This is a genomic window from Comamonas sp. FUJ_7, from assembly GCF_057369555.1.
In genome coordinates, this window is the sequence record NZ_JBXXZI010000005.1 from 41,091 (window position 1) to 65,514 (window position 24,424).

24 protein-coding genes are annotated in these 24,424 nt (G+C 62.0%); 9 read left to right on the forward strand and 15 right to left on the reverse strand.

All coding sequences use genetic code 11. From position 1 onward, the window contains the following. Positions 1–40 precede the first annotated feature (40 nt). Entirely contained in the window at positions 41–1,018 is a 978-nt protein-coding gene (locus AC2I9W_RS08835; RefSeq protein WP_486409627.1) for a porin, read from the forward strand. Between the two features lie 52 nt (positions 1,019–1,070). On the opposite strand, the gene alr is transcribed toward AC2I9W_RS08835, so the two are convergent. Beyond that, complete coding sequence (gene alr, locus AC2I9W_RS08840; RefSeq protein WP_486409628.1) at positions 1,071–2,177, reverse strand: alanine racemase; 1,107 nt, start codon at positions 2,175–2,177, stop codon at positions 1,071–1,073. A 133-nt stretch (positions 2,178–2,310) separates the two neighbouring features. Between alr and lplT the strand changes: the two genes are divergently transcribed. Further along, the gene (gene lplT, locus AC2I9W_RS08845) at positions 2,311–3,612 is read left to right on the forward strand and encodes a lysophospholipid transporter LplT (RefSeq protein WP_486409629.1); all 1,302 of its coding nucleotides are present in this window, start codon (positions 2,311–2,313) and stop codon (positions 3,610–3,612) included. 81 nt (positions 3,613–3,693) lie between these two features. After that, positions 3,694–4,578 carry a DMT family transporter gene (locus AC2I9W_RS08850; protein WP_486409630.1) on the forward strand — a complete coding sequence of 295 codons (885 nt, stop codon included), beginning with the start codon at positions 3,694–3,696 and terminating at the stop codon, positions 4,576–4,578. 103 nt (positions 4,579–4,681) lie between these two features. On the opposite strand, the gene AC2I9W_RS08855 is transcribed toward AC2I9W_RS08850, so the two are convergent. The 8 genes from AC2I9W_RS08855 to AC2I9W_RS08890 all read right to left on the reverse strand — a co-directional run bounded on the left by AC2I9W_RS08855 (position 4,682) and on the right by AC2I9W_RS08890 (position 12,243). After that, complete coding sequence (locus AC2I9W_RS08855) at positions 4,682–5,197, reverse strand: AmiS/UreI family transporter (protein ID WP_486409631.1); 516 nt, start codon at positions 5,195–5,197, stop codon at positions 4,682–4,684. Positions 5,198–5,492: 295 nt separating this feature from the next. Next, the gene (locus AC2I9W_RS08860; protein WP_486409632.1) at positions 5,493–6,209 is read right to left on the reverse strand and encodes a ProQ/FinO family protein; all 717 of its coding nucleotides are present in this window, start codon (positions 6,207–6,209) and stop codon (positions 5,493–5,495) included. Positions 6,210–6,285: 76 nt separating this feature from the next. Continuing rightward, on the reverse strand, positions 6,286–7,539 hold the full coding sequence (glcF, locus tag AC2I9W_RS08865) for a glycolate oxidase subunit GlcF (RefSeq protein WP_486409633.1): 1,254 nt from the start codon (positions 7,537–7,539) through the stop codon (positions 6,286–6,288). Between the two features lie 14 nt (positions 7,540–7,553). After that, a complete protein-coding gene (locus AC2I9W_RS08870) occupies positions 7,554–8,312 on the reverse strand; it encodes a YoaK family protein (RefSeq protein WP_486409634.1) in 759 nt (252 codons plus the stop codon). 13 nt (positions 8,313–8,325) lie between these two features. Beyond that, positions 8,326–9,471, reverse strand: coding sequence for a glycolate oxidase subunit GlcE (glcE, locus tag AC2I9W_RS08875; protein ID WP_486409843.1), 1,146 nt, complete (start codon positions 9,469–9,471; stop codon positions 8,326–8,328). Between the two features lie 284 nt (positions 9,472–9,755). Next, complete coding sequence (amt, locus tag AC2I9W_RS08880; RefSeq protein ID WP_486409635.1) at positions 9,756–11,099, reverse strand: ammonium transporter; 1,344 nt, start codon at positions 11,097–11,099, stop codon at positions 9,756–9,758. Positions 11,100–11,134: 35 nt separating this feature from the next. Then, positions 11,135–11,473 carry a P-II family nitrogen regulator gene (gene glnK / locus AC2I9W_RS08885; protein WP_158388676.1) on the reverse strand — a complete coding sequence of 113 codons (339 nt, stop codon included), beginning with the start codon at positions 11,471–11,473 and terminating at the stop codon, positions 11,135–11,137. Between the two features lie 17 nt (positions 11,474–11,490). Then, complete coding sequence (locus AC2I9W_RS08890) at positions 11,491–12,243, reverse strand: TorF family putative porin (protein WP_486409636.1); 753 nt, start codon at positions 12,241–12,243, stop codon at positions 11,491–11,493. Positions 12,244–12,568: 325 nt separating this feature from the next. Here AC2I9W_RS08890 and AC2I9W_RS08895 point away from each other — a divergent pair, with 325 nt between their 5' ends. Further along, complete coding sequence (locus AC2I9W_RS08895; protein WP_486409637.1) at positions 12,569–13,087, forward strand: DUF2165 family protein; 519 nt, start codon at positions 12,569–12,571, stop codon at positions 13,085–13,087. A gap of 78 nt (positions 13,088–13,165) precedes the next feature. On the opposite strand, the gene AC2I9W_RS08900 is transcribed toward AC2I9W_RS08895, so the two are convergent. From AC2I9W_RS08900 to AC2I9W_RS08910, 3 genes are all read right to left on the reverse strand, one after another. Continuing rightward, the gene (locus AC2I9W_RS08900) at positions 13,166–14,494 is read right to left on the reverse strand and encodes a sulfatase family protein (protein WP_486409638.1); all 1,329 of its coding nucleotides are present in this window, start codon (positions 14,492–14,494) and stop codon (positions 13,166–13,168) included. Positions 14,495–14,737: 243 nt separating this feature from the next. Then, positions 14,738–15,730, reverse strand: coding sequence for a Bug family tripartite tricarboxylate transporter substrate binding protein (locus AC2I9W_RS08905; protein ID WP_486409639.1), 993 nt, complete (start codon positions 15,728–15,730; stop codon positions 14,738–14,740). A 140-nt stretch (positions 15,731–15,870) separates the two neighbouring features. Further along, positions 15,871–16,842, reverse strand: a complete 972-nt coding sequence (locus tag AC2I9W_RS08910) for a tripartite tricarboxylate transporter substrate binding protein (protein WP_486409640.1) — start codon at positions 16,840–16,842, stop codon at positions 15,871–15,873. A 95-nt stretch (positions 16,843–16,937) separates the two neighbouring features. Between AC2I9W_RS08910 and AC2I9W_RS08915 the strand changes: the two genes are divergently transcribed. Continuing rightward, a complete protein-coding gene (locus tag AC2I9W_RS08915) occupies positions 16,938–17,462 on the forward strand; it encodes a MarR family winged helix-turn-helix transcriptional regulator (protein WP_486409641.1) in 525 nt (174 codons plus the stop codon). 100 nt (positions 17,463–17,562) lie between these two features. Next, positions 17,563–19,104 (forward strand): YifB family Mg chelatase-like AAA ATPase, encoded by a 1,542-nt coding sequence (locus tag AC2I9W_RS08920; protein WP_486409642.1) that lies wholly within the window; start codon positions 17,563–17,565, stop codon positions 19,102–19,104. A 47-nt stretch (positions 19,105–19,151) separates the two neighbouring features. Here AC2I9W_RS08920 and AC2I9W_RS08925 read toward each other — a convergent pair whose 3' ends face one another. Beyond that, positions 19,152–20,078: a LysR substrate-binding domain-containing protein gene (locus AC2I9W_RS08925; RefSeq protein WP_486409643.1), complete on the reverse strand. Its 927-nt coding sequence runs from the start codon at positions 20,076–20,078 to the stop codon at positions 19,152–19,154. Positions 20,079–20,185: 107 nt separating this feature from the next. Between AC2I9W_RS08925 and AC2I9W_RS08930 the strand changes: the two genes are divergently transcribed. The 3 genes from AC2I9W_RS08930 (at position 20,186) to AC2I9W_RS08940 (ending at position 22,950) form a co-directional block, all read left to right on the forward strand. Beyond that, positions 20,186–21,376, forward strand: coding sequence for a YbfB/YjiJ family MFS transporter (locus AC2I9W_RS08930; protein ID WP_486409644.1), 1,191 nt, complete (start codon positions 20,186–20,188; stop codon positions 21,374–21,376). A 36-nt stretch (positions 21,377–21,412) separates the two neighbouring features. Then, complete coding sequence (locus tag AC2I9W_RS08935) at positions 21,413–22,003, forward strand: glutathione S-transferase family protein (protein ID WP_486409645.1); 591 nt, start codon at positions 21,413–21,415, stop codon at positions 22,001–22,003. A gap of 89 nt (positions 22,004–22,092) precedes the next feature. After that, positions 22,093–22,950: an SDR family NAD(P)-dependent oxidoreductase gene (locus AC2I9W_RS08940; protein WP_486409646.1), complete on the forward strand. Its 858-nt coding sequence runs from the start codon at positions 22,093–22,095 to the stop codon at positions 22,948–22,950. Positions 22,951–22,967: 17 nt separating this feature from the next. On the opposite strand, the gene AC2I9W_RS08945 is transcribed toward AC2I9W_RS08940, so the two are convergent. Together AC2I9W_RS08945 and AC2I9W_RS08950 are read right to left on the reverse strand one after the other, a co-directional pair. Beyond that, positions 22,968–23,600: a GIY-YIG nuclease family protein gene (locus AC2I9W_RS08945; protein WP_486409647.1), complete on the reverse strand. Its 633-nt coding sequence runs from the start codon at positions 23,598–23,600 to the stop codon at positions 22,968–22,970. A gap of 15 nt (positions 23,601–23,615) precedes the next feature. Continuing rightward, positions 23,616–24,359, reverse strand: coding sequence for an ABC transporter ATP-binding protein (locus tag AC2I9W_RS08950; RefSeq protein WP_486409648.1), 744 nt, complete (start codon positions 24,357–24,359; stop codon positions 23,616–23,618). Between the last annotated feature and the right edge of the window lie 65 nt (positions 24,360–24,424).

The following is a 24,424-nucleotide window of genomic DNA, read 5'->3' on the forward strand; positions in this document are numbered from 1 at the left end:
CAGGCTTTGCCTGTCGATGGACAGGCTGGAGCGAATGTTGATGAATTTCACCCGTAGTTTGGCCATTGTGTGGCTCGCAGTCATGCCCATGGGCGCTAGCTGGGCGCAGGACTCCAAAGTACAGATCAGCGGCTTTCTGGATCTGGGTATTTACCGTGACTTCAGTGGCACGGCCCAGCTGGGCACGATTCAGCGCAGCCACATCACGTTTTCGGGTGTGGAAGATCTGGGCGCAGGTCTCAAGACCACGTTTCGCCTCAGCCACCGGCTGGATCTGGATACGGGCCTGAACGAAGGCTTTGGCCAAAAGCCGTTCTGGCATGGTGAATCCACGGTGGGTCTCAAGGGCGACTGGGGCCATGTCCGCTTGGGGCGGGCGCTGTCGGCCCTGTGGGCCCATGACTGGAAGTTTGACCCATGGGGGCATATCAATCGCGTGGCTTCCTCGGCCTGGTACCAGTGGTTTTATTACGTGCCCACCGATAGGGTCAGCAACAACGGTGCGCCGGAGTTTGGGCGTATCAATAACGGCATCTTCTATGACTCTCCCACGATTGCCGGTTTTACGCTGCATCTGAGCGGCTCGCCCGAGCGCACACAGGGCCCCGGTGGTGGCAAGCCTTATGCTGCATCCCTGGAATATGCACAGGGGCCGCTGGCAGGCATGCTGGCCTTTGATCGCAATGGCAGCGGTGACCGGGCTTCGTTTGCCGCTATCAAATACAAGCTGGGCGAGACCACGCTGATGGGCTCTTATGACGACAGCCGCAAAGCCCAGAGCCAAGGTCGCTCGCGTGTGATTTCTGTAGGGGCGGCGCACAAGCTCGATGCGCAAACCACGCTCAAGGCGGGCGTGGGGCGGCAGAAGCTCGATAGCGATGTCAACCTGTTTTACTCGCTGGGCGCGGACTATGCGCTGTCCAAGCGCACCACGCTGTACGCCAGTCTGGGCCATCAGCGACCTGGCAGCAGCGGAGCCAAAACTTCCTTCGGTCTGGGCATGTCTCACGCCTTCTAAAAACAAAAAAGCCGCTGCAGCAAGCTGTCAGCGGCTTTTTTGACGGGGTGGCTTATTTGCCGGCGCCTTCCACCACTTTGGGCACGCGCTGTGTCACATGGCACATCAACTCATAGCCCAGCGTACCGGCGGCGGCGGCGATTTCATCAATAGGCAGCACCACGCCATTGCTGGCACGGCCCCAGAGCGTGACTTCGCTGCCCAGCTTGGCTTGTGGCAGGTGGGTCAGGTCCACGGCCAGCATGTCCATGCTCACGCGGCCCAGCGTGCGGGTGCGAATGCCGTCCACCAGCACGGGCGTGCCTGTGGGGCACAGGCGCGGGTAGCCGTCGGCATAGCCGCAGGCCACTACGCCCAGGCGCATGGGCGCCTCGGCCTTGAATTTGGAGCCATAGCCCACGGTGTCGCCGGCCTGGAGGTTTTGTGTGCCGATGATTTTGGACGACAGCGTCATGGTGGGCTGCAAGTCCCAGTGAGCGATGTCATGCGCGGGGAAGTCAGGCGAGCTGCCATACAGCACGATGCCGGGGCGTACCCAGTCGCAGCGCACATCGCTTTGCGCACCATGCAGCAAGGTGGCCGCGCTGTTGCTGATGCTGCGCTCGCCGGGCAGGTCGCGGGTGGTTTCGTGGAAAACCTGTACCTGATGATCGAGACCATGATCGACGTCGGCATCGCTGAAGTGGGTGATGAAAGAAATTTCGTCCACTTGCGTCAGCGCATTCAGGCGGGCATAGGCGGCTCGAAAGCGGTCGGGCGTGAATCCAAGGCGGTTCATGCCGCTGTTCATCTTGAGAAAGATGCGGTGGCCAATCTGGGTCTTGTGAGCGGCCAGCCAGTCGATCTGCTCATCACAGTGCACGGCATGCCAGATGCCGAGGCGCGAACACAGTTCCAGGTCGCGAGGCTCGAACACGCCTTCTAGCAGCAGGATGGGGCCGCGCCAGCCAAGAGCGCGCACGCGCTGGGCTTCCTCCAGCTCCAGCATGGCGAAGCCATCGGTTGCTCGCAGGCCATCAAACACATTTTCGATACCGTGGCCATAAGCGTTGGCTTTGACCACAGACCACAATTTGGCATCAGGCACGGCTTGCCGTACCCGCTCCAGATTGTGGCGAATGGCTTCAGGATGGATGGTGGCAGTAATTGGACGCGGCATGGTTTTTCTCAATCAGACCTATGGGATTCTGGCACTGTCAGACAAAGACTGCGTGATATAACCGCCAGTCACTTGACTCGGGGTTTCTTATTTCCTTGGCATCGGCATAGCCGGTGCCAGTTACAGCTATTTCATGAAGCGCGGTTTCTACACCATCATGTCAGCGCAGTTTTTCAGCTCGCTGGCAGACAACGCCTTGTTTGTGACTGCTGTCGAGCTGTTGCGTGCCAATGGCGCCCCCGAGTGGCAACGTGCTGCCCTGGTGCCCATGTTCGCTCTGTTCTACGTGGTTCTGGCACCTTTCGTCGGGGCATTCGCCGACGCCTTGCCCAAGGGCAAAGTCATGTTCATCAGCAATGCCATCAAAGTGGTGGGCTGTCTGATGATGCTCTTTGGGCACCACCCGCTGGTGGCCTATGCCGTCATCGGTCTGGGAGCCGCCGCCTATTCACCCGCCAAGTACGGAATTCTGACGGAGCTGCTGCCTGCCTCGCAGCTGGTCAAAGCCAATGGCTGGATCGAGGGGCTGACCATTACCTCCATCATTCTGGGCGTTCTTGTGGGCGGGCAACTGGTAGGACCGTTCATCTCTCAGCACCTGCTGGCCTTTGACTTCCCCTATATTGACACCGGCGTAGATACGCCAGCTGAAGCGGCGATTGTGGTGCTGATCCTGATCTATGCCGTGGCGGCCTGGTTCAATCTGCACATTCCGCTGACGGGCGTGGCCATGCGCCCCCTGCGTGAAGACCCGAGCAAGAGCCTGGCGGCCAACCTGCTGAGCCTGCTGCCCGACTTCTGGGGATGCTGCAAGCGTCTTTGGTCGGACAAGCTTGGCCAGATTTCGCTATCCACCACCACCTTGTTCTGGGGGGCCTCGGGTAATTTGCGCTACATCGTGCTGGCCTGGGGAGCTGCAGCACTGGGCTACAGCACCACGCAAGCGTCGGCGCTGGTGGGGGTGGTGGCCATTGGCACGGCCGTCGGCGCGGTGCTGGCTTCCATGCGCATGCGCCTGGACAACGCCACACGGGTGATTCCTATGGGCGTGCTCATGGGCCTGCTGGTGGTTTGCATGATTTTTATCGACACCCTCTGGGTGGCTGTTCCCTTCCTCATCTTGCTGGGCGGGTTGGGCGGTTTCCTGGTGGTGCCCATGAATGCGCTGCTGCAGCACCGTGGCCACAATCTCATGGGCGCAGGCCGCTCGATTGCCGTGCAGAACTTCAACGAGCAGCTGGCCATTCTGGCCATGGGCGGCATCTACAGTCTGTCCACTAAGATGGGGCTGACGGCCTTTGGCGCTATCACCGTCTTTGGCCTGCTGGTTGCAGGCACCATGATCCTGATTGGGCTGTGGCATTTGCATAACCGCAAGCACCACAAGGCAGAGCTGGAAAAGCTGCTGGACGTAGCCCGCCACGATTGCCACTGACGCTGCAGCCTCAGCAGGCTGCATTCACTACAAAATGAATCGCTTCTAGCGCTTTTGTATCAAGCGCTAGAAGCCTTTTTTATGCATAGTCCACTGCCTGTTTTTGCTCTGCTGCTCAATGCCCTGATCTGGGGGCTGTCCTGGTGGCCGTTTCGCCTGATGCATGAGTCTGGCCTGCACCCCTTGTGGGCGACGGCGCTGATGTATGCGCTGGTGCTGGCAGGCTTGCTGGCGCTTCGCCCGGCCAGTCTCAGGCTGGCATGGCAATACCCGGTGCTGTTGCTGCTGGCGGCCAGCTCAGGGCTCAATAACGTGGCTTTCAACTGGGCGGTGACGGTAGGCGACGTGGTGCGCGTCATCCTGCTTTTCTACCTCATGCCGGCCTGGGCTGTCTTGCTGGCCTGGAAGCTGCTAGGCGAAAAGCCCACGCCCATGGCGCTGCTGCGTCTGCTGCTGGCCTTTGGCGGCGTGGTGCTGGTGCTGCTGCCCGCCGATGCATCACTGTCCGGCCTGTTTGCCGGGCTGTCGCTGGCTGATGGACTGGCCGTATTTGGCGGCTTCATGTTTGCGCTGACCAATGTGCTGCTGCGCCGTTTTCAAAGCATTCCTGCACAGGCTCGCATGCTGGCCATGTTCGCGGGCTGCATGAGCATGGGGCTTCTGACGGCGCTGTTCGCCAGCGGTGTGGGCATGGTGCCCGGCTTTCCTGCTTTTGATAGTGCTTGGGCCACGGTGGCATTGGGCTTGGCCATTCTTTTGATGCTGGGAAACTGGGCGCTTCAGTTTGGTGCTGCACACCTGCCTTCGGGTGTGACCTCGGTGGTCATGCTCTCCGAGGTGGTATTTGCCAGCGTCTCTTCGGTGCTGATTGCCCATGAAGCCCTGTCTGGCCGCACGCTGGCGGGCGGTGCACTCATCATGAGTGCGGCGTTGCTGGCGGCGATGGGCAGAGCCCCAAAACAGTAAGCTACTCAGGTCGGAAACACCGAGGAAGGGCCGCCCCGCACCGAGGGTGTTGTCCCCCTCCCGCGAAGCGAGAGAGGGGGAAGGCGCACAGCGCCTCAGGGGGTCAGACGAGTTTGCCGGCCAGAATCAGATAGCCGGGCAGCCAGCCGGTCAGAATACCCTGCGCAATGCACAACCAGCCGGTGGGGCGGTCGATGCGTTTTTGCAAAGCCAGCAGCACAAAGAACAATCCCCAGAGTACGACCCAGGCCGCCCAGTTGATGCCCATCCACCAGTCCAGCGTGGATTGCGCGCCCGACAGGGTTTCCAGGGCCACGGGCACGGCGGTAATGGCGATGAACAGGCTGAACCAGCCCAGGCCTCGTCCGTCCGCGCCGCTGAAGCGGTTGAAGGCCACCCAAAGGTAGGTAAAGGCAAACAGCAGCGTCAGCGCACCGCTCTTGACGGAGGTGGCATCAGCCGAGGGGCCGAAGATGCTGGCCATGCCTATGCACAGCGAAACCACGCCAGTGAAGATGTTGATGATCCAGATTTCCTTATCGGCGATGCGCCCCAGCATCCACAGACCGTTGAGGCACAGCACGGCACCCACATAAAACAGCGATAAACCCAACCACATAGCAGCCTCTTCCTCTCTTCGTTGAAGACACCGAAGGGCGGTCTTCTGAAGTGGAATCGCTGAAATGACCGCCCACGGCAACAAGCCCGCGGCTTCAGGCTAGGAAGCAACGGGCATTAAAACGTTGTCGGGCCAGCCTCTGGAGAGGTCATCGCGCGCCGCGCTGGCTGCGATGCCGCCCTCCCGGGCGGGTAAGCCTGTCAGCCGCTGAGCGCGGCCATCAGGACTTGAATGCAGGCGCTGGCAGCAGCGCCCGGTATGCAGGCTCCCGCGTTGCGGGAGCAGGGAGCTGCGTTCAGACCGAGGCCTGCTGGCGACGGCGCGCACGCTCCAGTTGTTGCGCCACTTGGCGCGGGTTCATGCCGTACATCTCGGCAAATTCCTGCTCCGATGTCTGTCCGCTCAGAGTGAAAGAGCGCAGCAGTGCCTCGTCCTTGGCGGCGCGCGCCTCGGCTTCGGCCAGAGCTTCGGCAACGATGGTGTTGGTGGCCTCGTTCTTGCCTTGCACGCGCTCTGCATACTCTTCGCGCGAGAGGCCGGAGGCTTCATAGGCCATGATGATGCGATTGCGCAGCTTGGGTGTCAGGTCTTCGGGAGTGCGCTGCTGGCGGCGGCGGAAGACTTCAATCAGCGCGTGGTGCACATGCTCGGGCAGCGTGGCCTCCACGGGCTGGCCGCTCAGGTCATGGCGTTGCTGGCCACTGGCCATGGCGGCCAGATAGCGGCCGGAGCGTGTGTGCTGCTGCAGTGCAGTCTTGAGAGCTTCCTTGTCCAGCTCCGGGTGGGCCGCTTGCAGGTCTTCGAAGATGCCGCGCTTGAGGGGCAGCAGTTGCTCGCCAAACAGGGCCGGATGCCACTGGGCCAGTTGCTGCAGCACAGGGTTTTGTGGGCGTGGAGCCTGCTGCGTAGCTTGCGCGGGACGGCCACGGCCACCTCGGCTGCTGTGACGCGCGCCTTGTTGCTGGTCTTGCGGGGCCTTCTGTTCTTGTGATTGAGACACGATTTCAGTCATGGCAAAGCCCGTGGGCTTGGGAAAAGAAACCCACAATCATGCCAGCATCGGCAAACTGCAGTGGCAGACGGGGGCGTCAGCGGGTGGTGATGGCCTGATCCAGCAGCTCCACCCAGTGCATCACAGGCACATCGGTGCCGTTTTGCAGATGGACGATGCAACCCATATTGGCTGAGAGAATGGCGGCGGGCTTGGCTGGCGCGAACGGCTCGTCCAGTGCGGCAATCTTGCGGTCGCGCAGCTGGTGAGAGATTTCGGGTTGCAGCACCGAGTAAGTACCGGCAGAGCCGCAGCACAGGTGCGACTCTGTCCGAGCCACCCGCACATCAAAGCCCAGTTCGCGCAAAGCGCCTTCCACGCCGCCACGCAGCTTCTGGCCGTGCTGCAGCGTGCAGGGCGGGTGGTAGGCCACGGGCTCCTTGGGCGTTTGCAGCTGGCCTTGCAGCTTGGCAACCAGCTCGGGCAGCATGGCCGGCAGCAGCTCGCTCAAATCCTTGGTCAACGCGCTGATGCGTGCGGCTTTTTCTGCGTATTTCGGCTCGTGGCGCAGCAGGTGGCCGTATTCCTTGACGGTGGCGCCGCAGCCTGATGCGTTCATCACAATGGATTCGACCCCGCCGCGCTCCACCAGCGGCCACCAGGCGTCGATATTGGCGCGCATCTGGGCCTTGCCGCCGTCCTGGTCGTTGAGGTGAAACTTCACCGCGCCGCAGCAGCCGGCATTGCCGGCAATCACGGCCTGCACGCCCACGGCGTCCAGCACACGCGCCGTGGCGTAATTGATGCGCGGCATCATGGCAGGTTGCACGCAGCCAGCGAGCAGCAGCACCTTGCGCGCATGTTCACGCGTGGGCCAGATGCCAGCGTCCTGCGCAGCGGGAATCTTCTCGGCCAGCGACTCGGGCAGCAAACCCTTGACGGCACGTCCCAGCTTGAGGGCCGGGGCAAACAGCGAGGAGTTCATGCCCTCCTTGAGCAGCCAGCGTTGCAGCTTTTCACCTGTGGGTCGATCAACCTGCTCGTCGACAAGCTTGCGGCCGATATCGACCAGGTGGCCGTACTGCACGCCGCTGGGGCAGGTGGATTCGCAGTTGCGGCAAGTCAGGCAGCGGTCCAGGTGCTGCTGCGTGGAGCGCGTAGGTGTCTGGCCTTCCAGCACCTGTTTGATGAGGTAGATACGACCACGCGGGCCGTCCAGCTCATCGCCCAGCGTTTGATAAGTAGGGCAGGTGGCGGTACAGAAGCCGCAGTGCACGCATTTGCGCAGGATGGCTTCAGCTTCCAGCCCTTCGGGTGTGGCGCGGTATTCGGGTGCGAGATTGGTTTGCATGGCAAGACCACCTGTCAAAGAAGAGGATGGGGGCGTGAAAGGCGTGTGCGATCTGCCCACAAAGGCGGCAGCGACAGAACGCACAGCACGATGGCGAGCGGGACCACAAAGATGAAGCCCAGATGTTTGAAGCCCGCAGCACCAGAAATACCGCCCAGCAAAAACATGCCGAGCAGACCGGAGAACAGCTTGAGCCGGGCCTTGTTGGCATGGATATGACGATCAGGAGGGCTGCTGTGGCGATTCCAGTACAGGGCTCGTCCCAGTTCCATTCCGAGGTCGGTGATGACGCCCGTCATGTGGGTAGTGCGAATCTGGGCTGAGGACATTTTGGTGACGGTCGCGTTTTGCAGCCCCATGATGAAGGCCAGGAGCAGCACGGTCAGCGGCACGGTAAACGGGGTGGACCAGCTCAAGGTGACGGCCCCCAGCAACCCGAAGACCAGCATGAGTGCGGCCTCCAGCAACAGCGGCAGGGCGTAGCTGCTGCGCAGCTTGCGGTGGCGCGCCCAGTTGACCAGCACGGCCGTGGTGGCCGCGCCGAAGACAAAGGCCAGCAACGCGCCCAGTGCTCCCAGTACCAGCGCTGTGTTGCCCAGTACCAGGTTGTCGGCTAGCTGTGAGACCACTCCCGTCAGGTGCGAGGTGTAAATGTGCACGACCAGAAAACCGCCCGCGTTGACCGCCCCGGCATTGAAGGCCAGAAGCAGACCGAGAGCGCGGTTGCTGGCGCTGGTGCGGTGCCTGTCGGTCAGTAAATGCAGTCGGCGCATGTGTGAGCGGCGCTTACCAGGCGCTGGAAAGACGGCCCACGTTGAAGATGCCTGCAGGGTCAAACGCCTGCTTGAGTCGCGCATGAATCTGTGCCGCCGTGCGGCCAGCGGCACTGCTTTGCGCATGTGTATCAAAATCGCTTGTACCGCTTATCTGGTCTACGCTTTCAGCTCTGAAAAGGGAAGCGGATCCGCCTGCAGCCTGCGCCAGCTGCTGCAGCGCAGCCGCAGCAGTGCGCGGCGCCTGCACCCAGCGCTGGGCACCATGCCAGTCGATGAATGGGCCGATGGCATCGGCGGGCAACTGCAAAGGGGCCGTGGTCGCGGGCACGGACAGGCGCCACAGGCAGTGGTCGGCAGCACGTTGCTGAAACCAGGGCAAGCTCAGGTCGCGACTGGCGCTCCAGTCTGCTGCAACGGCCTCGGTATCCAGGCGCTCTCCGCCCAGGCGCAGGCAGGCGGCTTGTACGGCTGCACGGGCACCGCGCAGACGCAGATACAGCGTGCCGCTGCTGCCTTCTTCCTGCAACCAGTTACTGGCGTTCAGCGGCAGCGGCTGGCCGCCCCACTGGTTGAGCCACTGCAGCGCCTGCTGCTGGCTGCAGTCGTCAAAGCGCAGCGTGGCCTCGGCCGGGGCCATAGGCAGCACCTTGAGGCTGACCTCGGTAATCAGGCCCAGCGTGCCCCAGCTGCCTGCCATCAGGCGCGAGACGTCATAGCCCGCCACGTTCTTCATGACCTGGCCGCCATAGCGCAGCACTTCGCCCTGGCCGTTGATCATCTCCAGCCCCAGTACAAAGTCGCGCACGGCACCCACATTGGCGCGTGAGGGCCCGGAAAGGCCTGCGGCCACCATGCCGCCCACGGTGCTGCCTGCGCCAAAGTGCGGCGGCTCGAAGGCCAGGCATTGGCCTTGAGCGGCCAGAGTCGCTTCCAGCTCGGCCAGTGGCGTGCCGGCCAGCACCGTGACTACCAGTTCGCTGGGCTCATAGCTGACGATGCCGCTGAGTGCGCGGGTATCGAGCAGCTCCCCCTGCAGCGTGAGGCCATAGAAGTCCTTGCTGCCGCCGCCGCGAATGCGCAGTGGTGTTTTGTCATGGGCAGCGGAACGAATACGGTCGCTGAGGGCTTTGATGTGGCTGGTGGTGGCTGAATCCATGGCTACGGATGGTAGCCGCAGCACTCGTGCGTGGGACATGGGAGTGCTTTGATTTTTTTGAAACGCTTGCTTGAATTAAAAAAGCCCCGCAGCTGACGCTACGGGGCAAGGTAATGAAACTGAACTGGCAAGTCGGTGGGCTACGGGTGACGCCTACTTCGCTGGCGGACGTTTACGCGAGTGGGAGACAGCAAGCAAGGGCCGCCCCGCAGCGAGGCTGTCGTCCCCCTTCCTTAGCGAGCAGCGCATAGAGAAAGGGGGAAGGCGCAAAGCGCCTCAGGGGGTTACCTTGTATACGCCACTTCTCCGTGAGAAGAAATGTCCAGACCCTGGCGTTCGGACTCTTCAGAGACACGCAGACCCACGGTCAGATCGGCAATCTTGTAGGCCACGTAGGAGACCACACCGGACCAGACAATAGTCACCAGCACGCTCTCAAGCTGCACCCACAGTTGATGCGCCATGCTGTAGCCCTCGGGCTCGATGCCGCCCAGACCCGATGCACAGAATACGCCGGTCAGGATGGCACCCAGAATGCCGCCCACACCATGCACGCCGAACACGTCGCAGACATCATCGACCTTGAGCAGGCGCTTGAGACCGGACACGCCCCAGAAGCACAGCGGGCCGGCAATGATGCCCATCACGATGGAGCCCATGGGGCCGACGAAGCCGGCGGCGGGTGTGATGCAGACAAGACCGGCCACGGCACCCGAGGCTGCACCCAGCATGGAGGCCTTGCCACGCAGCAGGGCTTCGGCGGCAATCCAGGACAGGGCCGCAGCGCCGGTGGCAACGATGGTGTTGACAAAGGCCAGACCCGCTGCGCCGTTGGCAGCACCTGCAGAGCCTGCGTTGAAGCCAAACCAGCCCACCCACAGCAGCGAGGCACCCACCATGGTCAGTGTCAGGCTGTGCGGCGGCAGGGCTTCCTTGCCAAAGCCGATGCGCTTGCCCAGCATGTAGGCGCCCACCAGACCGGCGATGGCAGCATTGATGTGGACCACGGTGCCGCCCGCAAAGTCCAGCGCGCCGTCTTCGGCCAGCAGGCCGCCGCCCCACACCATGTGGGCCATGGGGATGTAGCTGAAGGTGAACCACAGAACGGCAAAAATGATCACGGCCGCGAACTTGATGCGCTCGGCAAACGCACCCACGATCAGCGCTACGGTGATGGCCGCAAAGGTAGCCTGAAAGGCCACGAACACATACTCGGGAATGGTGGCCAGCAGGTGCGACAGCGTGTCAGGCGTGATTCCTTTGAGGAAGACCTTGTCGAAGCTGCCGAAGAATTTGCCTTCCCCGCCAAAGGCCAGTGTGTAGCCGTAAATGGTCCACAGCACGGTCACCAGCGAAAAGATCACAAAGACTTGGGCCAGCACGCTCAGCATGTTCTTGCTGCGTACCAGGCCGCCGTAGAACAGGGCCAGGCCGGGGATGATCATCAAAATGACCAGCATGGTCGAAGTCAGCATCCAGGCAGTATCGCCGGCGCTGAGTGTCGGGACGGCTTCCACGGTAGCGGCAACAGCCGGTGCAGCTGCGGAAGCGGCGTCCTGTGCCAGCGCTGCGGCGCTGGCAGCCAGCAGGCCCAGTCCCAGGCCTGCACTCAAGAGTTTCTTAGTCATGGCAATTTCTCTTTCGCGAAGTCAGTGAGTAGGGCTCACAGGGCCGATTCACCGGTTTCACCGGTGCGGATGCGCAGGGACTGCTCCAGCGGCATGACGAAAATCTTGCCGTCACCGATCTTGCCGGTGCGTGCTGCGCCTTCGATGGCGTCCAGTACGGGCTCCAGCAGCTCGTCGGCAATGGCGACTTCGATCTTGAGCTTGGGCAGAAAATCGACCACGTATTCGGCTCCGCGGTACAGCTCGGTATGGCCCTTCTGGCGGCCAAAGCCCTTCACTTCGGTCACGGTGATGCCTTGCACACCGATCTGGGACAGCGCCTCGCGAACTTCGTCCAGCTTGAAGGGTTTGATGATGGCGGATACCAACTTCATGACAGGCTCCTCAGAGATTAAAAAGTCTTGGCCAGCGTCACGATCAGACGCGCCTTGTTCACATCGCCAAAATAGGCTTTCTTGTTGGCTCCGGTGACTGCGCCAGACAGCGAGAAACCGTCTCCCAGGTCATACGCACCGCCCACGCTGTAGTCCACATAGTTGGGCACGCCCAGGCTCTTGATGTCGCTGGAAAAATGCGTGTAGCCCACGGATGCTTTGAGCGTCACCTTGGGTGCCACTTCCTGGCTGTAGGCCAGTTGCAGGTAGCCGGTGTTGCGCCCCTTCAGGCCCGAACCATCACGTGCCCCGGCCCAGCCAAAGTAGTCCTTGGAGACGGTGTGCGAATACTTGGCCGTGAACGGGCCGTAAGTGCCAGCGCCATAGATCTCGGTGGTGTTGCCACGGGCATTGCCGGAGTAGACATAGGTCAGTGCACCCAAGTCCCAGTCGATGTCTGCGGCCTTGAATTTGTAGCCACCGTAGAAGTCGGTTTCCAGCGAGTTGCCGGGCAGCCAGTCCACCGAAGAATTCCAGTTGCCCACATAGAAGCCGCTGTCGCCAAAGCTGTAGTCAAAACCGCCTTGCAGCGCGGGCTTGAAAGCCTTGTTGCGCCCCGTGTCTTGGTCCTGACCACGGAACTTGTAGTTGCTGGTCAGTGCCACATTGGCAGACAGCTGTGCATGTGCCCACATGGGGGCAAGGACAGCACAGCTCAGGGCCGCTGTCTGTGCAAGGCGTTTGAAGCGGTGGGTAGCGAGACTGGACATTCTGGTTTCCTCCGTTTTGCAAAATTCTTTGACACAACGGATAAAGCACAGAGCGTGCCAACTGTTTTTGAGAGCGCAAAACCACGCTTGTGGGAGTGAATGAAGGCTGGCTGGCAGCAGCTGCATGCACTGTTTTTGTGCATGCCATCGATGCTTTCAAGACAAAGTCTCTCCACGCACCGAAGCGCGGCGGACTGCACTGATGTGGTGCATTGAGGTGGAGCCTGTGTTGACGCGTTTTACGCTGTACAAAGACAATCGGCGCCTCTTTTGCCGGCCAGCCCGGCTTGTTCGTCTCCCCCATTTTTGAGAGCCGGAGTGTTGAATGCTGATTCGCCTTTCCAAATCCGTCATGGTGCTGGCCATGGCTTTCTTTGCCACGCTGGTCGCTTTCGGCAACATCACCGACTACGCCACCAACTTTGCCTTTGTCCACCATGTCTTCCTGATGGACACCACCTTCCCGGGCAACGGCATCATGTACCGTGCCATAGAGCAGGAATGGGTGCATCACGCAGGCTATATCGGCATCATTGCGCTGGAGACGCTCACCGCCGTACTGTGCTGGGTCGGTGGATTCAAGCTGCTGCAGGCGCGCAGTGCTGCACCCAAGGTGTTTCGTACGGCCAAGAGCTGGGCTATTGCGGGGCTGACGCTGGGCTTTCTGACCTGGCAAGTGGCGTTCATGTCCATCGGCGGCGAGTGGTTCGGCATGTGGATGTCCAAGCAGTGGAATGGCGTGCCTTCGGCATTCCGCTTCTTCATCACGTTTTTAGCGGTGCTGATTTATCTCACCATGGATAACGACGCTTTGCCCGAGCAGCAGGAAGCCGCTGCACGCTGAAAGACGGCGGTGCGAATGCACCGCTGTTCAACGCAAAAAAGCCTGCTGACAGTGCGTCAGCAGGCTTTTTTGGAGGCCTTAGTAACTGGCCTGGGGCAGGTCGTTTTGGGTGAACACCAGCGAGACTTTGGCCTCTTCGGGAATCGGCGGCAGGCTCTGGTTCCACTGCTCCCAGGCGGCGCGCAACTCGGCCAGCTTTTGCGGCTCGCGCTCACGCAGATTGGCGCGCTCGCGTGGGTCCTGTGTGATGTTGAACAGGTACTCGATGCCTTCGATCTGCAGATACTTCCAGTTGCCACGAATCAGCGCTTTTTGCGCGCGGTGCTTCATGCGCCAGGCCAGGTCGCGCTCAGGCTCCCAGCTTGGGTCTTGCATCAGCGGCAGCAGGCTGATGCCGTCTTGTGGATAGTCGGGGTGGGCATCCACGCCGGCTGCGGCCAGGAAGGTGGTGGACCAGTCCATGGTCAGATTCGGCGTGTCGCACACAGCACCTGCAGCTATGCGTGCCGGCCAGCGGGCCAGCAAGGGCACGCGAATGCCGCCTTCGAGCAAGTCCATTTTCTGGCCGACAAAGGGCCAGGTGTTGGAGAAGCGCTCGCCGCCGTTGTCGCTGGTAAAGACGATGAGCGTGTTCTCGCTCATGCCTTGCTCCTCCAGCGCATCCAGCAGCCAGCCAATGCCTTCGTCCATGTGGTGAATCATCCGCTGGTAGGTGTCGATAGAGCCGCCATCCACATGCTTGCCCATGCCCTTGAGGCGCTCTGACTCTGCGCGGTCGTCGCGCGTCAGCCAGGGCCAGTGCGGGGCGCTGTAGTGCAGCGACAGATAAAACGGCTTGTCGCTTGTCTGGCGCTTGACGAAGTCCACGGCACGGCGGCTGAGCAAATCGGTCAGATAGCCGTCTTCTTCATGCGGCTCTTCGTTGACCCAGAAGTCGGGTCGGCCGCGCGGGTCGCAGTGGGCAAAGTAATCATTGCCGCCGGCATGAAAACCGTAGAACTCTTCGTAGCCCGATTGGCGCGGGCCAAAGTGGGGAGGGTAGCCCAGATGCCATTTGCCGATGAGTGCCGTCGCATAGCCCGCGTCGCGCAGCAGCGATGCCACCGTGGGGTGCTCGGGCGGCAGGCCCAGCACCTTGTCGCCATGCACGCTGGCAATCGGCTCCTCGGCTGCGCCGCGCAGACGGTACTGCCAGCGGCCCGTGGCCAGCGCAAAGCGCGTGGGCGAGCACACGGCGGAGTTGGAATACCCGCGCGTAAAGCGCAGGCCCTGGGCGGCCATGGCGTCCAGCCGGGGCGATACATCGGTGGCGTTGTTGTGCGCATCGCGTGCGCCGGTGCAGCCCAGGTCGGCATAGCCCAGATCATCGGCCAGGATGAAGATCAGATTGGGGCGGGGATCGGTCATAAGTGGTGATTGCGCAGAATCTTCAAAAACAGGAGCTGTTACTGCTTGTCTGTAAAGCATTTCAGACTCTTTTTAATCTGAAAGTGAATAGCAGCAAGCGCTACCAGCTCCTAAAAATTTCTATCTGTATTGAGCTGTACGCCCCGCAGGCATGCTCCAAGGCAGAGACGCCGAGCAAGAGCCGCTTCGCGGCGAAGGCGTCGTCCCCTTCAGGGGGAAGGCGCGCAGGGCCTCAGGGGGTGCTCAAGGCTTAAATCCCGAACGCTGCACCACCGGCGCCCATTGCGCGCGATAGGTCTTGAGCATGGCTTCGGTCTGTGCCGCGCTGCTGACCACCGGCTCCAGCTTGGAGGCGGCAAATTTCTGCTGCATGTCCGGGTCCTTCATCACCTCCTGCACCAGCTCGGACAGGCGCAGCACCGTGGCGGGCGCCATGCTTTGCGGTGCAAACAAGGTGTTCCAGCCCGTGCCCACCAGGTTCACACCCAGCTCCTTGAGCGTGGGAATGGTCGGTGCCATGGGGCTGCGCTTGTCGCCCGAAGTCGCCAGCACGCGCAGCTTGCCCGCTTCGTGCTGGGTGACCTGCGTGTCGAAGGTATCCACCGCAATCGGCACCTGGCCGCCCATGAGGTCGGTGAGCAGCGGGCCTGAGCCTTTGTAGCCCACGACTTCGACCGGCACCTTGGCCGCTTCGCCCAGCATCAGGGCAAAAAAGTGGGGCAGGCTGCCCGTGGCAGGAACGCCGAAATTGGCTTTTTGCGGGTTGGCCTTGAGCCAGGCCAGCAGATGCTGCAACTCCTTGACGGGTACGGCGCTGGCGACAGCCAGGCCGAACTCATAGCGGTTGACCTCGCTGATGGCGAGGAAGTCCTTTTCCGGGTCATAGCCCGAGTCGGGAAACACCAGCGGCGCCACCACCATGACGGCAGGGTTGGCCAGCAAAATAGCGGGTTGTGCGGCGGGTGCGTTCTTCACGTACTGGGCGGACAAGCGGCCACCGGCGCCGGGCTTGTTCTCCACAATCACGGTGCTGCCCAGCTTGGCCTGCAGCTTGTCTGCGACCAGGCGTGCCACGCGGTCGGTTGCGCCACCGGGCGGGTAGCCGACCACGATGCGCAGCGGTGTCTTGCTGGGAAACAGAGCATGGCTCTCCTGGGCCTGCAGCGCGCCGCCGCCCAGCAAGCCTGCGCTCAGGCCGAGCCCCACCGCGAGCTTGCCGAAGATTCTTCTTTGCATCGTTATGTCTCTCCTGGTCTGTGGTCCGCGCCGGTACCGGCTCGCGAATTCACACCATTAATGATTGGAAACCGGGCAGTGTAGGTGGGCTCCGGCACCGGCCTGAAATGCTCAGATGGACGGCGCCCGTGCCCGAGGCATCAATCGGGTTTCAGATTGATCTTGCGGGTCAGCGCTTCCCATTTGTCGGAGATCTCGCGCACCCTGGCCTGGGCCTGCTCGGGGCTGCTACCCACCATCTCGATATCCACGGCCTTGACTCGCTCCTGCTGCTGCGGCGAGCGGATGGCGGCATCCATGGCTGCGAGAAAGCGCTTCTGGATCTCGGCAGGAACGCCCTTGGGGGCGGCGAGCAACAGCCAGTAAGTGCCGTCGAAATCGGGGTAGCCCGACTCGGCAATCGTGGGCAATGTCGGCAGCAGCGGCGAGCGCGTGCGGCCCGAGGTGGCCAGGGCGGTGACGCGACCGCTCTGTATCTGTGGCAGCACCGTGGGTGCCGCCAGGAAGCCGCAGTTCACCTGGCCGCCCATGAGGTCCTGCATGGCCGGTGCCGGCCCCTTGTAGGGCACGTGCACCATTTTCACGCCGGTGCTGGACAGCAGCGACTCCATGACCAGATGACCGGGCGAGCCCGCGCCACCCGTGGCATAGGTCAGCTCGCGCGATTTGGCGGCCTCGAGCATGTCCTTGACGGACTTGAAGCCGAGGCCGGGGTTGCAGATCAGGGTCTGCGAAAACCTGGCGGCGGCGTTGAGCACCACGATGGCATCGCTGGAGTAGCCGATGTTCTTGTAGATATGCTTGTTGACGGTGAGCACCGGGTCCATGGCCCACAGCCATGTGTAGCCGTCGGCCGGGGCGCGGGCGACCTCGGCCGCACCGATATTGCCATTGGCACCGGCCCGGTTCTCGACGATCACGGCTTGACCTAGCGCCTTTTGCACGGCCTCCGCGAGCGGGCGCACGGCGATGTCGGAAGGGCCGGCTGGCGGCGTGGGAACGATGATGCGTATGGGCTTGGCGGGCCAGTTGTCGGCAGCATGGGATGCCGTCAGAAGCGCGGCGGCCGCCAGCCCGGCCAGAGTGCGGCGGGCGATACGAGTGCAAAGCATGGTGTCTCCTGTCGTTTTCTTTGGAGCCACTGTAAGCAGTGACTCGATAATGGATCTAATCCATCATTCCTAGAGAAAACCCAAAGACACGTGCCATGAGCCAGCCGCCAAGCCACCCCTGGAGACAGCCGTCCGAACTGGACGACCTGTTTCTCTACCAACTGGCCTGCCTGAGCCGTACGGCGGGAACCATGGTGGTGCGACTGTGCGAAGGCGGCTTTGGCATCACCCGCAGGGAGTGGGCCATGATCAGCCTGCTGGCCGCCAAGGGGCCGCTGCAGCCCTCGCAACTGGCAGAGCAGGTGCGGCTGGATAGAACCCGGACCTCGCGCACCATCTCGGCCCTGATTGCCAAGGCGCTAGTGCAAAAGCGCGCCATCGCCGGTGATGGCCGCCATGCCCTGGTGCAGCTGACGGCATCGGGGCAGGCGCTGTACGAGGAGCTGTTTCCCAAGGTGCAGCTCATCAATCAGCAGCTGCTGGGCGATATCAGCGAGGCGCAGCTGCAGACGCTGTCGCAGGTCTTTGCCAAGATCAGTCAGCGGGCCGAGGCCATGCAGCAGCAGGAAGACTTTCCCAAGGCCGAGCGCCGCCTGGGGCGGCGGCCCGTCAAGCCCTGAGGCGTGTCAACACGCTCGGAGTCCTGCTCATCCCTATTGCCTAGGCCACAGACTCCCGCATACCCTCTGTGCTGCGTCAGGTGACGCGGGTGAGGAGCTTATGGGACTGGCGCTGGTTCAAAGTCGTGCCTTGCTGGGGCTGGATGCTCCCGGTGTCACCGTGGAAGTTCATCTGGCCAACGGATTGCCTTGCTTCACGCTGGTCGGACTGGCGGATGTGGAAGTCAAGGAAGCGCGTGAGCGCGTGCGGGCAGCCATCGTCAATGCGGGGCTGGAGTTTCCGAACAACAAGCGCATTACCGTCAACCTCGCGCCCGCCGATCTGCCTAAGGATTCGGGGCGCTTTGATTTGCCCATTGCGCTGGGCATTCTGGCGGCCAGCGGCCAGATCGATGCAGCCCAGCTGGCCGATTATGAGTTTGCCGGTGAGCTGTCATTGACCGGTGCGCTGCGGCCTGTGCGCGGGGCACTGGCTACCGCTCTGGCCTTGCAACGCCAGCAGCACCGTGCGCGTCTGGTGCTGCCGCCCGAAAGCGCGCAAGAGGCAGCTTTTGTCCCGACCATCGAAGTCTTCAGCGCCGTTCATCTGCTCGCTGTGGTGCGGCAGTTCATCCCTCATGACACGAATGGTGATGCTGTCGATGCAGAGACCGAACAAGGCTGGCAAAAAGTGCAGGCCAGGGCTGCGCAAGCCGTGCAGCACGCCCTTGATTTGCGTGAAGTGCGTGGCCAGATTCAAGCCAAGCGTGCTCTTGAAATTGCAGCGGCTGGGGCGCATGGGGTATTGATGATCGGCCCTCCGGGTTCTGGAAAGTCCATGCTGGCCCAGCGTTTTGCAGGTTTGCTTCCCGCGATGACCGATGAGGAAGCGCTGGAGGCCGCAGCGATTGCCAGTCTCAGCAACCGCTTCACGCCCGCGCTGTGGCGCCAGCGGCCTTTTGCATCGCCCCATCACACGGCCAGTTCTGTGGCACTGGTGGGTGGAGGATCGCCGCCCAGGCCCGGAGAGATCTCATACGCCCATGGCGGAGCCTTGTTTCTGGATGAGTTGCCCGAGTTCGCTCGCAGTGCGCTGGAGGCCTTGCGTGAGCCGCTGGAGACGGGCCACATCACCATTGTGCGCGCTGCGCAGCGGGCCGAATTTCCGGCACGCTTTCAGCTGATTGCGGCCATGAATCCTTGTCCTTGTGGCTATTGGGGCTCGCGTGTGCGGGCCTGCCGCTGCACGCCCGATCAGGTGGTGCGTTATCAGGCGCGCATCAGCGGGCCGTTGCTCGATCGCATTGATCTGCACGTGGAGGTGGCAGCCCTGCAGCCGGAAGAGTTGCTGGCCGCAGCAGAAGGTGAGAGCAGCGCCGCCGTGCAGCAGCGCGTGAGTGCGGCCCGCGCCAAGGCTTTGCAGCGTCAGAGGGTGCCCAATCATCTGCTGCAGGGGGCGCAGCTGGATGAGCATTTGCAGCTGGAGCCCGCGGCACTGACCTTTGCGCACAAGGCGGCTGCGCGACTGGGCTGGTCAGCACGCGGCACGCACCGCGCCTTGAAGGTGGCGCGCACCATTGCCGACCTGGCAGATTCCAGCACCATCACGCAAACCCATGTGGCTGAAGCCTTGCAATACCGCAGAGCCTTGATGCCGCAGTGATGTAGTGATGCGGTGATGCACAGTGTCAAGGCCTCTGCCCGTCAGCATCACGAAGCGCTTGGCCGCATGGATGACGTGAGAGGGGCCTGCGCATCGATTCCCAGCACTTGGGCAAACGCATGCATGGCAGGAGACCAGCCTTGCAGCTTGCCCGTCACAAAGCAGGTGTCCACCATGGCCAGATCGCGCCTTGCTGAGCCGGGAAGGGCCAGCCAATGCACGTGAAACCGTGGCTGCTGCGCTTCAACCAGAGCGCGGGGCAGCAAGGCATAGCCCATGCCTGCGGCGACGCAGCCGAGGATGGTGTCCAGCATGCCCAGCTCCATGATGCGCACGGCGTTGACGCCTTGCGAAGCCATCAGCAGCTCGATGCGCTGGCGATAGCTGCAGCCCTGGCGAAACGCCAGAAAAACGGCGCGGCTCAACTCTTCAGGCGAAGGGAACCGGGCCAGCGCTTGCTGGCTGACCAGCACCAGCTCTTCGCGAAACACGGGCCAGGACAGCAGTTCGCTGTGGGGAGCTGCGCCGTTGATAAAGGCGCAGTCAATGCGGCCCGCCTGCAGCTCGGCCAGCAAGCTGGCGCTGGGCTGGGCATTCAACTCCAGATCAATCGCTGGCTGCAGTCTGCGCAGCTCTGTCAGCAGGGCGGGCAGGCGCAGCGCCGCTGTGGTTTCCATCGAACCTATGCGCAGCACTCCGCTGATGGCTGCGATGTCAGCTTGCTGGTTTTGCAGCAGCGCCAGTACCCGGTCATGCGACTGCAGCATGGGTCTTGCATGCTCCAGCAGCGTACGTCCGGCCGGGGTGGGGAAAACCGGGTTGGCCCGCACCAGCAATTGCGCGCCTACTTCGTCTTCAAGTTTTTTGATATGCGCTGTGACATTGGACTGTACGGTGTGCAGCTGCTGGGCAGCAATGCCAAAGCTGCCGCTGTCGCAGACCGCCTCAAACATGCGCAGGGACTTGAGTTGCATGGATTGCTCCGCTATCTTGAATATGGATTTTCCCTATCATTTTGAATCATTGGACATGATTGAGTTGCTGCGTTTAGGCTTGCTGCCAATTTTCAGGAATACAGGCCGTGATTGAACGCAAAGAACTCCCCCTGTTGCTGACCGGCTTCATGGCCACCTTGAGCGGCGTAGGTCTGGCCCGCTTTGCCTATACGGCGTTGATGCCGCAAATGGTGCATGCAGGCTGGTTCAGTGGCGAGCAGGTGGCTTATCTGGGGGCCGCCAATTTGCTGGGCTATCTGATCGGGGCACTGGCTGCTGCGCCGCTGGCCGAGCGCTTTGGCGCATTGCGTGTGCTGCTGATCTGCTGGGTGGCTGTGATGCTCAGCTTTGTGGGCTGCAGCTTTGCGCAGCCCATGGCGCTGTTCTTTGTCTGGCGGCTGATATCGGGCATTGCGGGCGCTACGTTGATGGTGCTGGGCCCTTCGGTGGCCATGGCCGCTGCCGCGCCTCGGCGCCGTGCCACGCTGGGGCCGCTGATGTTCTGCGGTATCGGTGTGGGTGCTTTGCTGGCTGCCACGCTGGTGCCCATGTTTGCGCGCAGCAGCCTGGGCGCCGTGTGGTGGGCGCTGACGGCGCTGTGCGCGCTGGCGTTGCTGGTGGGCTGGCGGGCCGCGCGCCAGATTCATCCGCATGCGCCGGTGGCCATCACACCAGCGGCGACGGCGGCTGTACCTGCGGCAAGGCTGTGGAGTCTGGCCGTGGTGCTGGTGTTCATTGCCTATGCCTGCGATGCCTTTGGCTTTGTGCCGCACACCGTATTCTGGGTGGACTATCTGGACCGCGAGCTGCAACTGGGCGCGGGCTACGCCTCCACCCAATGGGCATTTTTCGGCCTGGGCGCGATTGCCGGGCCTTTGTGTGCGGCTTTCTGCGCCACGCGCTGGGGCTGGTGGGGAACGACCACCGGGGCCTATGCACTCAAGGCCGTGGCCATAGGCCTGCCGCTGGTCTGGGTGGGGTTTGCCGGCCATGCACTGTCGGGCTTTGTGGTGGGGGCGCTGTCGCCGGGCATGGCAGCCATTACCTCGGGTTATCTGATGCAGCTGATTGGCCCGGCACAGCACAAAAAAATGTGGGGCTATGCCACGGCTGCGTTTGCGCTTTTGCAGGCCACGGCGGGCTATTTGATGGCATTTATCTATGCGCAGACGGGCAGCTATCGCAGCCTGTTTGTGCTGGGCTGTGTGGCGCTGGCGCTGGGCGCGATACTGGTTGCGTTTTCTCGCTCAAAACAAGCTCCAGAACAGACTGCATAAGCGCCAGCAGCTATTGTTTTTATTTGGATGGATGACATGCGTTTGTTTTTGAATGCCACTTCTCCCTTTGCACGTGTGGCACGTGTAATCGCTCTGGAAAAAGGGCTGAACCCGGAGCTGGTCTGGTGTGATCCCTGGGCCAATGACCCGGCCTTGCTGGCCGTTCATCCGCAAGCTCGCATTCCTGTGCTGCTCACGGAAGATGGCCATGCCATTGCCGAGTCTCTGCTGATTGCCCAGTACCTGGACACGCTGGGTCATGGCGCATCGCTGCTGCCCGCGCAGGAGATGGCCGCCACCTTGGCGCGCACCAGTGTGGGCTATGGCTTGATGGAAGCGGCCTTCAGCACCGTGATTGCACGCAAGCATGACGCGAATGCCGATGCCACGGTCATCGGGCAGCGCCGGCTGGCAGCCATGCAGAGGGCCTTGGCGCTGCTGGAGCAAGACCTGCCTGCACTGCAAGAGCAGGCCTTCACGCTGGATCAGCTGGTGATTGCCGTGGCGGCCGAGTATGTGAACTTTCGCCTGCCAGGAACCATCACCCCATCGCAATACCCGCAGCTGTGCCGCTGGCTGCAAAGCGTGTCGCAGCGCCCGCACTTGGCCGCGACCGCTTTTGCATAAAGGCTAGCGATAACCCGATAGTCCTGACAGAGGTTGCCTGGGCCACGCGGCTGCGCCACATTGCCTGAAAAGCAAACAAAGGAGGCAGCATGAGCGATGCATTGATCTGTGTGGTGACAGGGGCCAGCCGTGGCGTGGGCCGCGGTGTGGCGCTGGTCCTGGGCGCAGCAGGTGCGACCGTTTATGTGACGGGGCGTAGCGTGAAAGAGGGTGACTCGCCCCTGCCCGGCACCGTGGGGCAAACAGCAGCCGATGTGACGGCCGCGGGAGGTACCGGTATTGCCGTGGCCTGTGACCATGGTGATGATCTGCAGGTGGCCGCGCTGTTTGAGCGAGTGCGCCGCGAGCATGGCCGGCTGGATATCTTGGTCAATTGCGCCATTGCCATTCCCGATCCGCTGACCGAAGTCGGCCCCTTCTGGAAGAAGCCGCTGGCGATGACCTCGCTGCTTGACGTGGGGCTGCGCTCGAACTATGTGGCGTGCCACGAGGCCGCTGATCTGCTGATCACTGCGCGTGGGCTGGTCGTCAATATCTCGTCCGCAGGCAGCCGCTGCTATATGCACGGCCCGGCCTATGGCGCGGGCAAGGCAGGCACGGACAAGATGACGTTCGACATGGCCTATGACTTCAAGCCTGCAGGGGTGAGCGTGGTTGCGCTATGGCCGGGGCTGGTCAAGACCGAGCGCTCGCAGCGGGTCTGCGAAGCCGAGCCCCACAAGTACGGTGACAGCTATGACAGTGCCGAAACGCCGCAGTTCATAGGTCGCGTGGTGCTGGCTTTGCATGATGACCCGCAGTGCCTTGAAAAGCGCTCCGGCGGCGTGTTCTACACCGCTGAGCTGGCCAGTCAGTACGGCGTGCAGGATATTGACGGAGCGCAGCCGCCATCGCCACGTGCTTACTTTGGCGCGCCGCCCGAGTTCAGCCCTGTGGTTGTGGAGTAAGCCCTCCTTGGAGGCGCTTACTCGGTCTCCAGGTCGGCATACCAGTCTTCGTAGATTTCCTGCACGGTTTTGCCGTTGAAGGACCAGAAGGGCGAGGGCTGGAGCATGTAGTTCTCAGCCAGCCCGTGCACTTTGCGCGTGGCGGCGGTGAGCGAGCATTCCTGCTCGTTGTGGAGCACAGTCTTGGCGCTGCAAACTGTCACCTGAACGCCTGTGTTGTTGTGTACAAGCACGCTGCCGACAGGAATTTGCAGCTCGGTGAAATCCATGCGCGGGCGGCGCTTTTTCATGCTCTCGGCGGCCTGCAGATCTGCGCAGGTGGCATCGGCTTCAATGACGCTTTCGACCTCTTGTGTGGCGTCTTCCACATGCAGCAATTTGAGGATGGAGATGACGCGGTCGGGCTCAATGCGAAAGAACTCCCGATTGGTGTTGATGCGGACATTGCCAAAGGCGTGATGCAGCGCTTTTTCCACCTCGAGAGAGTTGGGTACCCGGCAGGCAAAAGCACAGTCAAACGGCACGGGAACCCCGGTGCTGAACAACTGCTTCATTCGCCCATCGACTTCCTCCAGCGTGGTTCTTCCAATCTTGACCAGCCCCGGCATGGCGGGATTGGTCAGAACATACACAATTTGCAGGCCACTCATCAACGCTCTCTCGCTTCAAACACCTAAATATTTTTGGCGAATTGTCGCATCGCAGGCCAGCTCGGCCATGCTGGCCTGGTGCACGACCTGGCCCTTTTCCAGCACATAGGCGCGGTCGGCCACGACCTCGGCAAACGGCAGGTTCTGCTCGCTGAGCAAGATGCCAATGCCCTGGGCCTTGAGTTCCAGAATGGTGCGCGCCATCTGTTCGACGATGACGGGTGCCACCCCCTCGGAAGGCTCATCGAGCAGCACCAGATAAGGCTGCCCCATGAGCGTGCGGGCGACGGACAGCATTTGCTGCTCGCCACCGCTCATGCGGCCGCCCAGGCGCTGGGGCATCTCGCCCAGGTTGGGGAACAGCGTAAACAGCTTCTCGGGCGTCCAGTGCGGCAGCGCTGCACCGTCGGCCCACTGGCGTGGCTTTTGCCGACCGACTTCGAGGTTCTCCAGCACGGTTAGCTCGGTAAAGATGCGGCGGTCTTCGGGCACATAGCCTAGGCCGCGCTGGGCGATCTGGTGCGAGGCTTTGCGTGCAATATCTTCGCCCCTGAAAAGAATTTTTCCTTCGCGGCGTGGCACCAGTGCGGCAATGCTTTTGAGGGTGGTGGATTTGCCCGCGCCGTTGCGTCCCATCAGTGCCACGACTTCACCACGGCCCACGTTCAGCGACAGGCCGTGCAGGATATGGGCCGCGCCATACCAGGCGCTCAGGTCTTGAACTTCAAGCAATTTTTGGCTCTGGCCCTTTTCCATCATGTGCTGCCTGCTATGTTCTTCATTAAAAATGATAGGGAATGACAATCATCGTTGACTACCGGTGA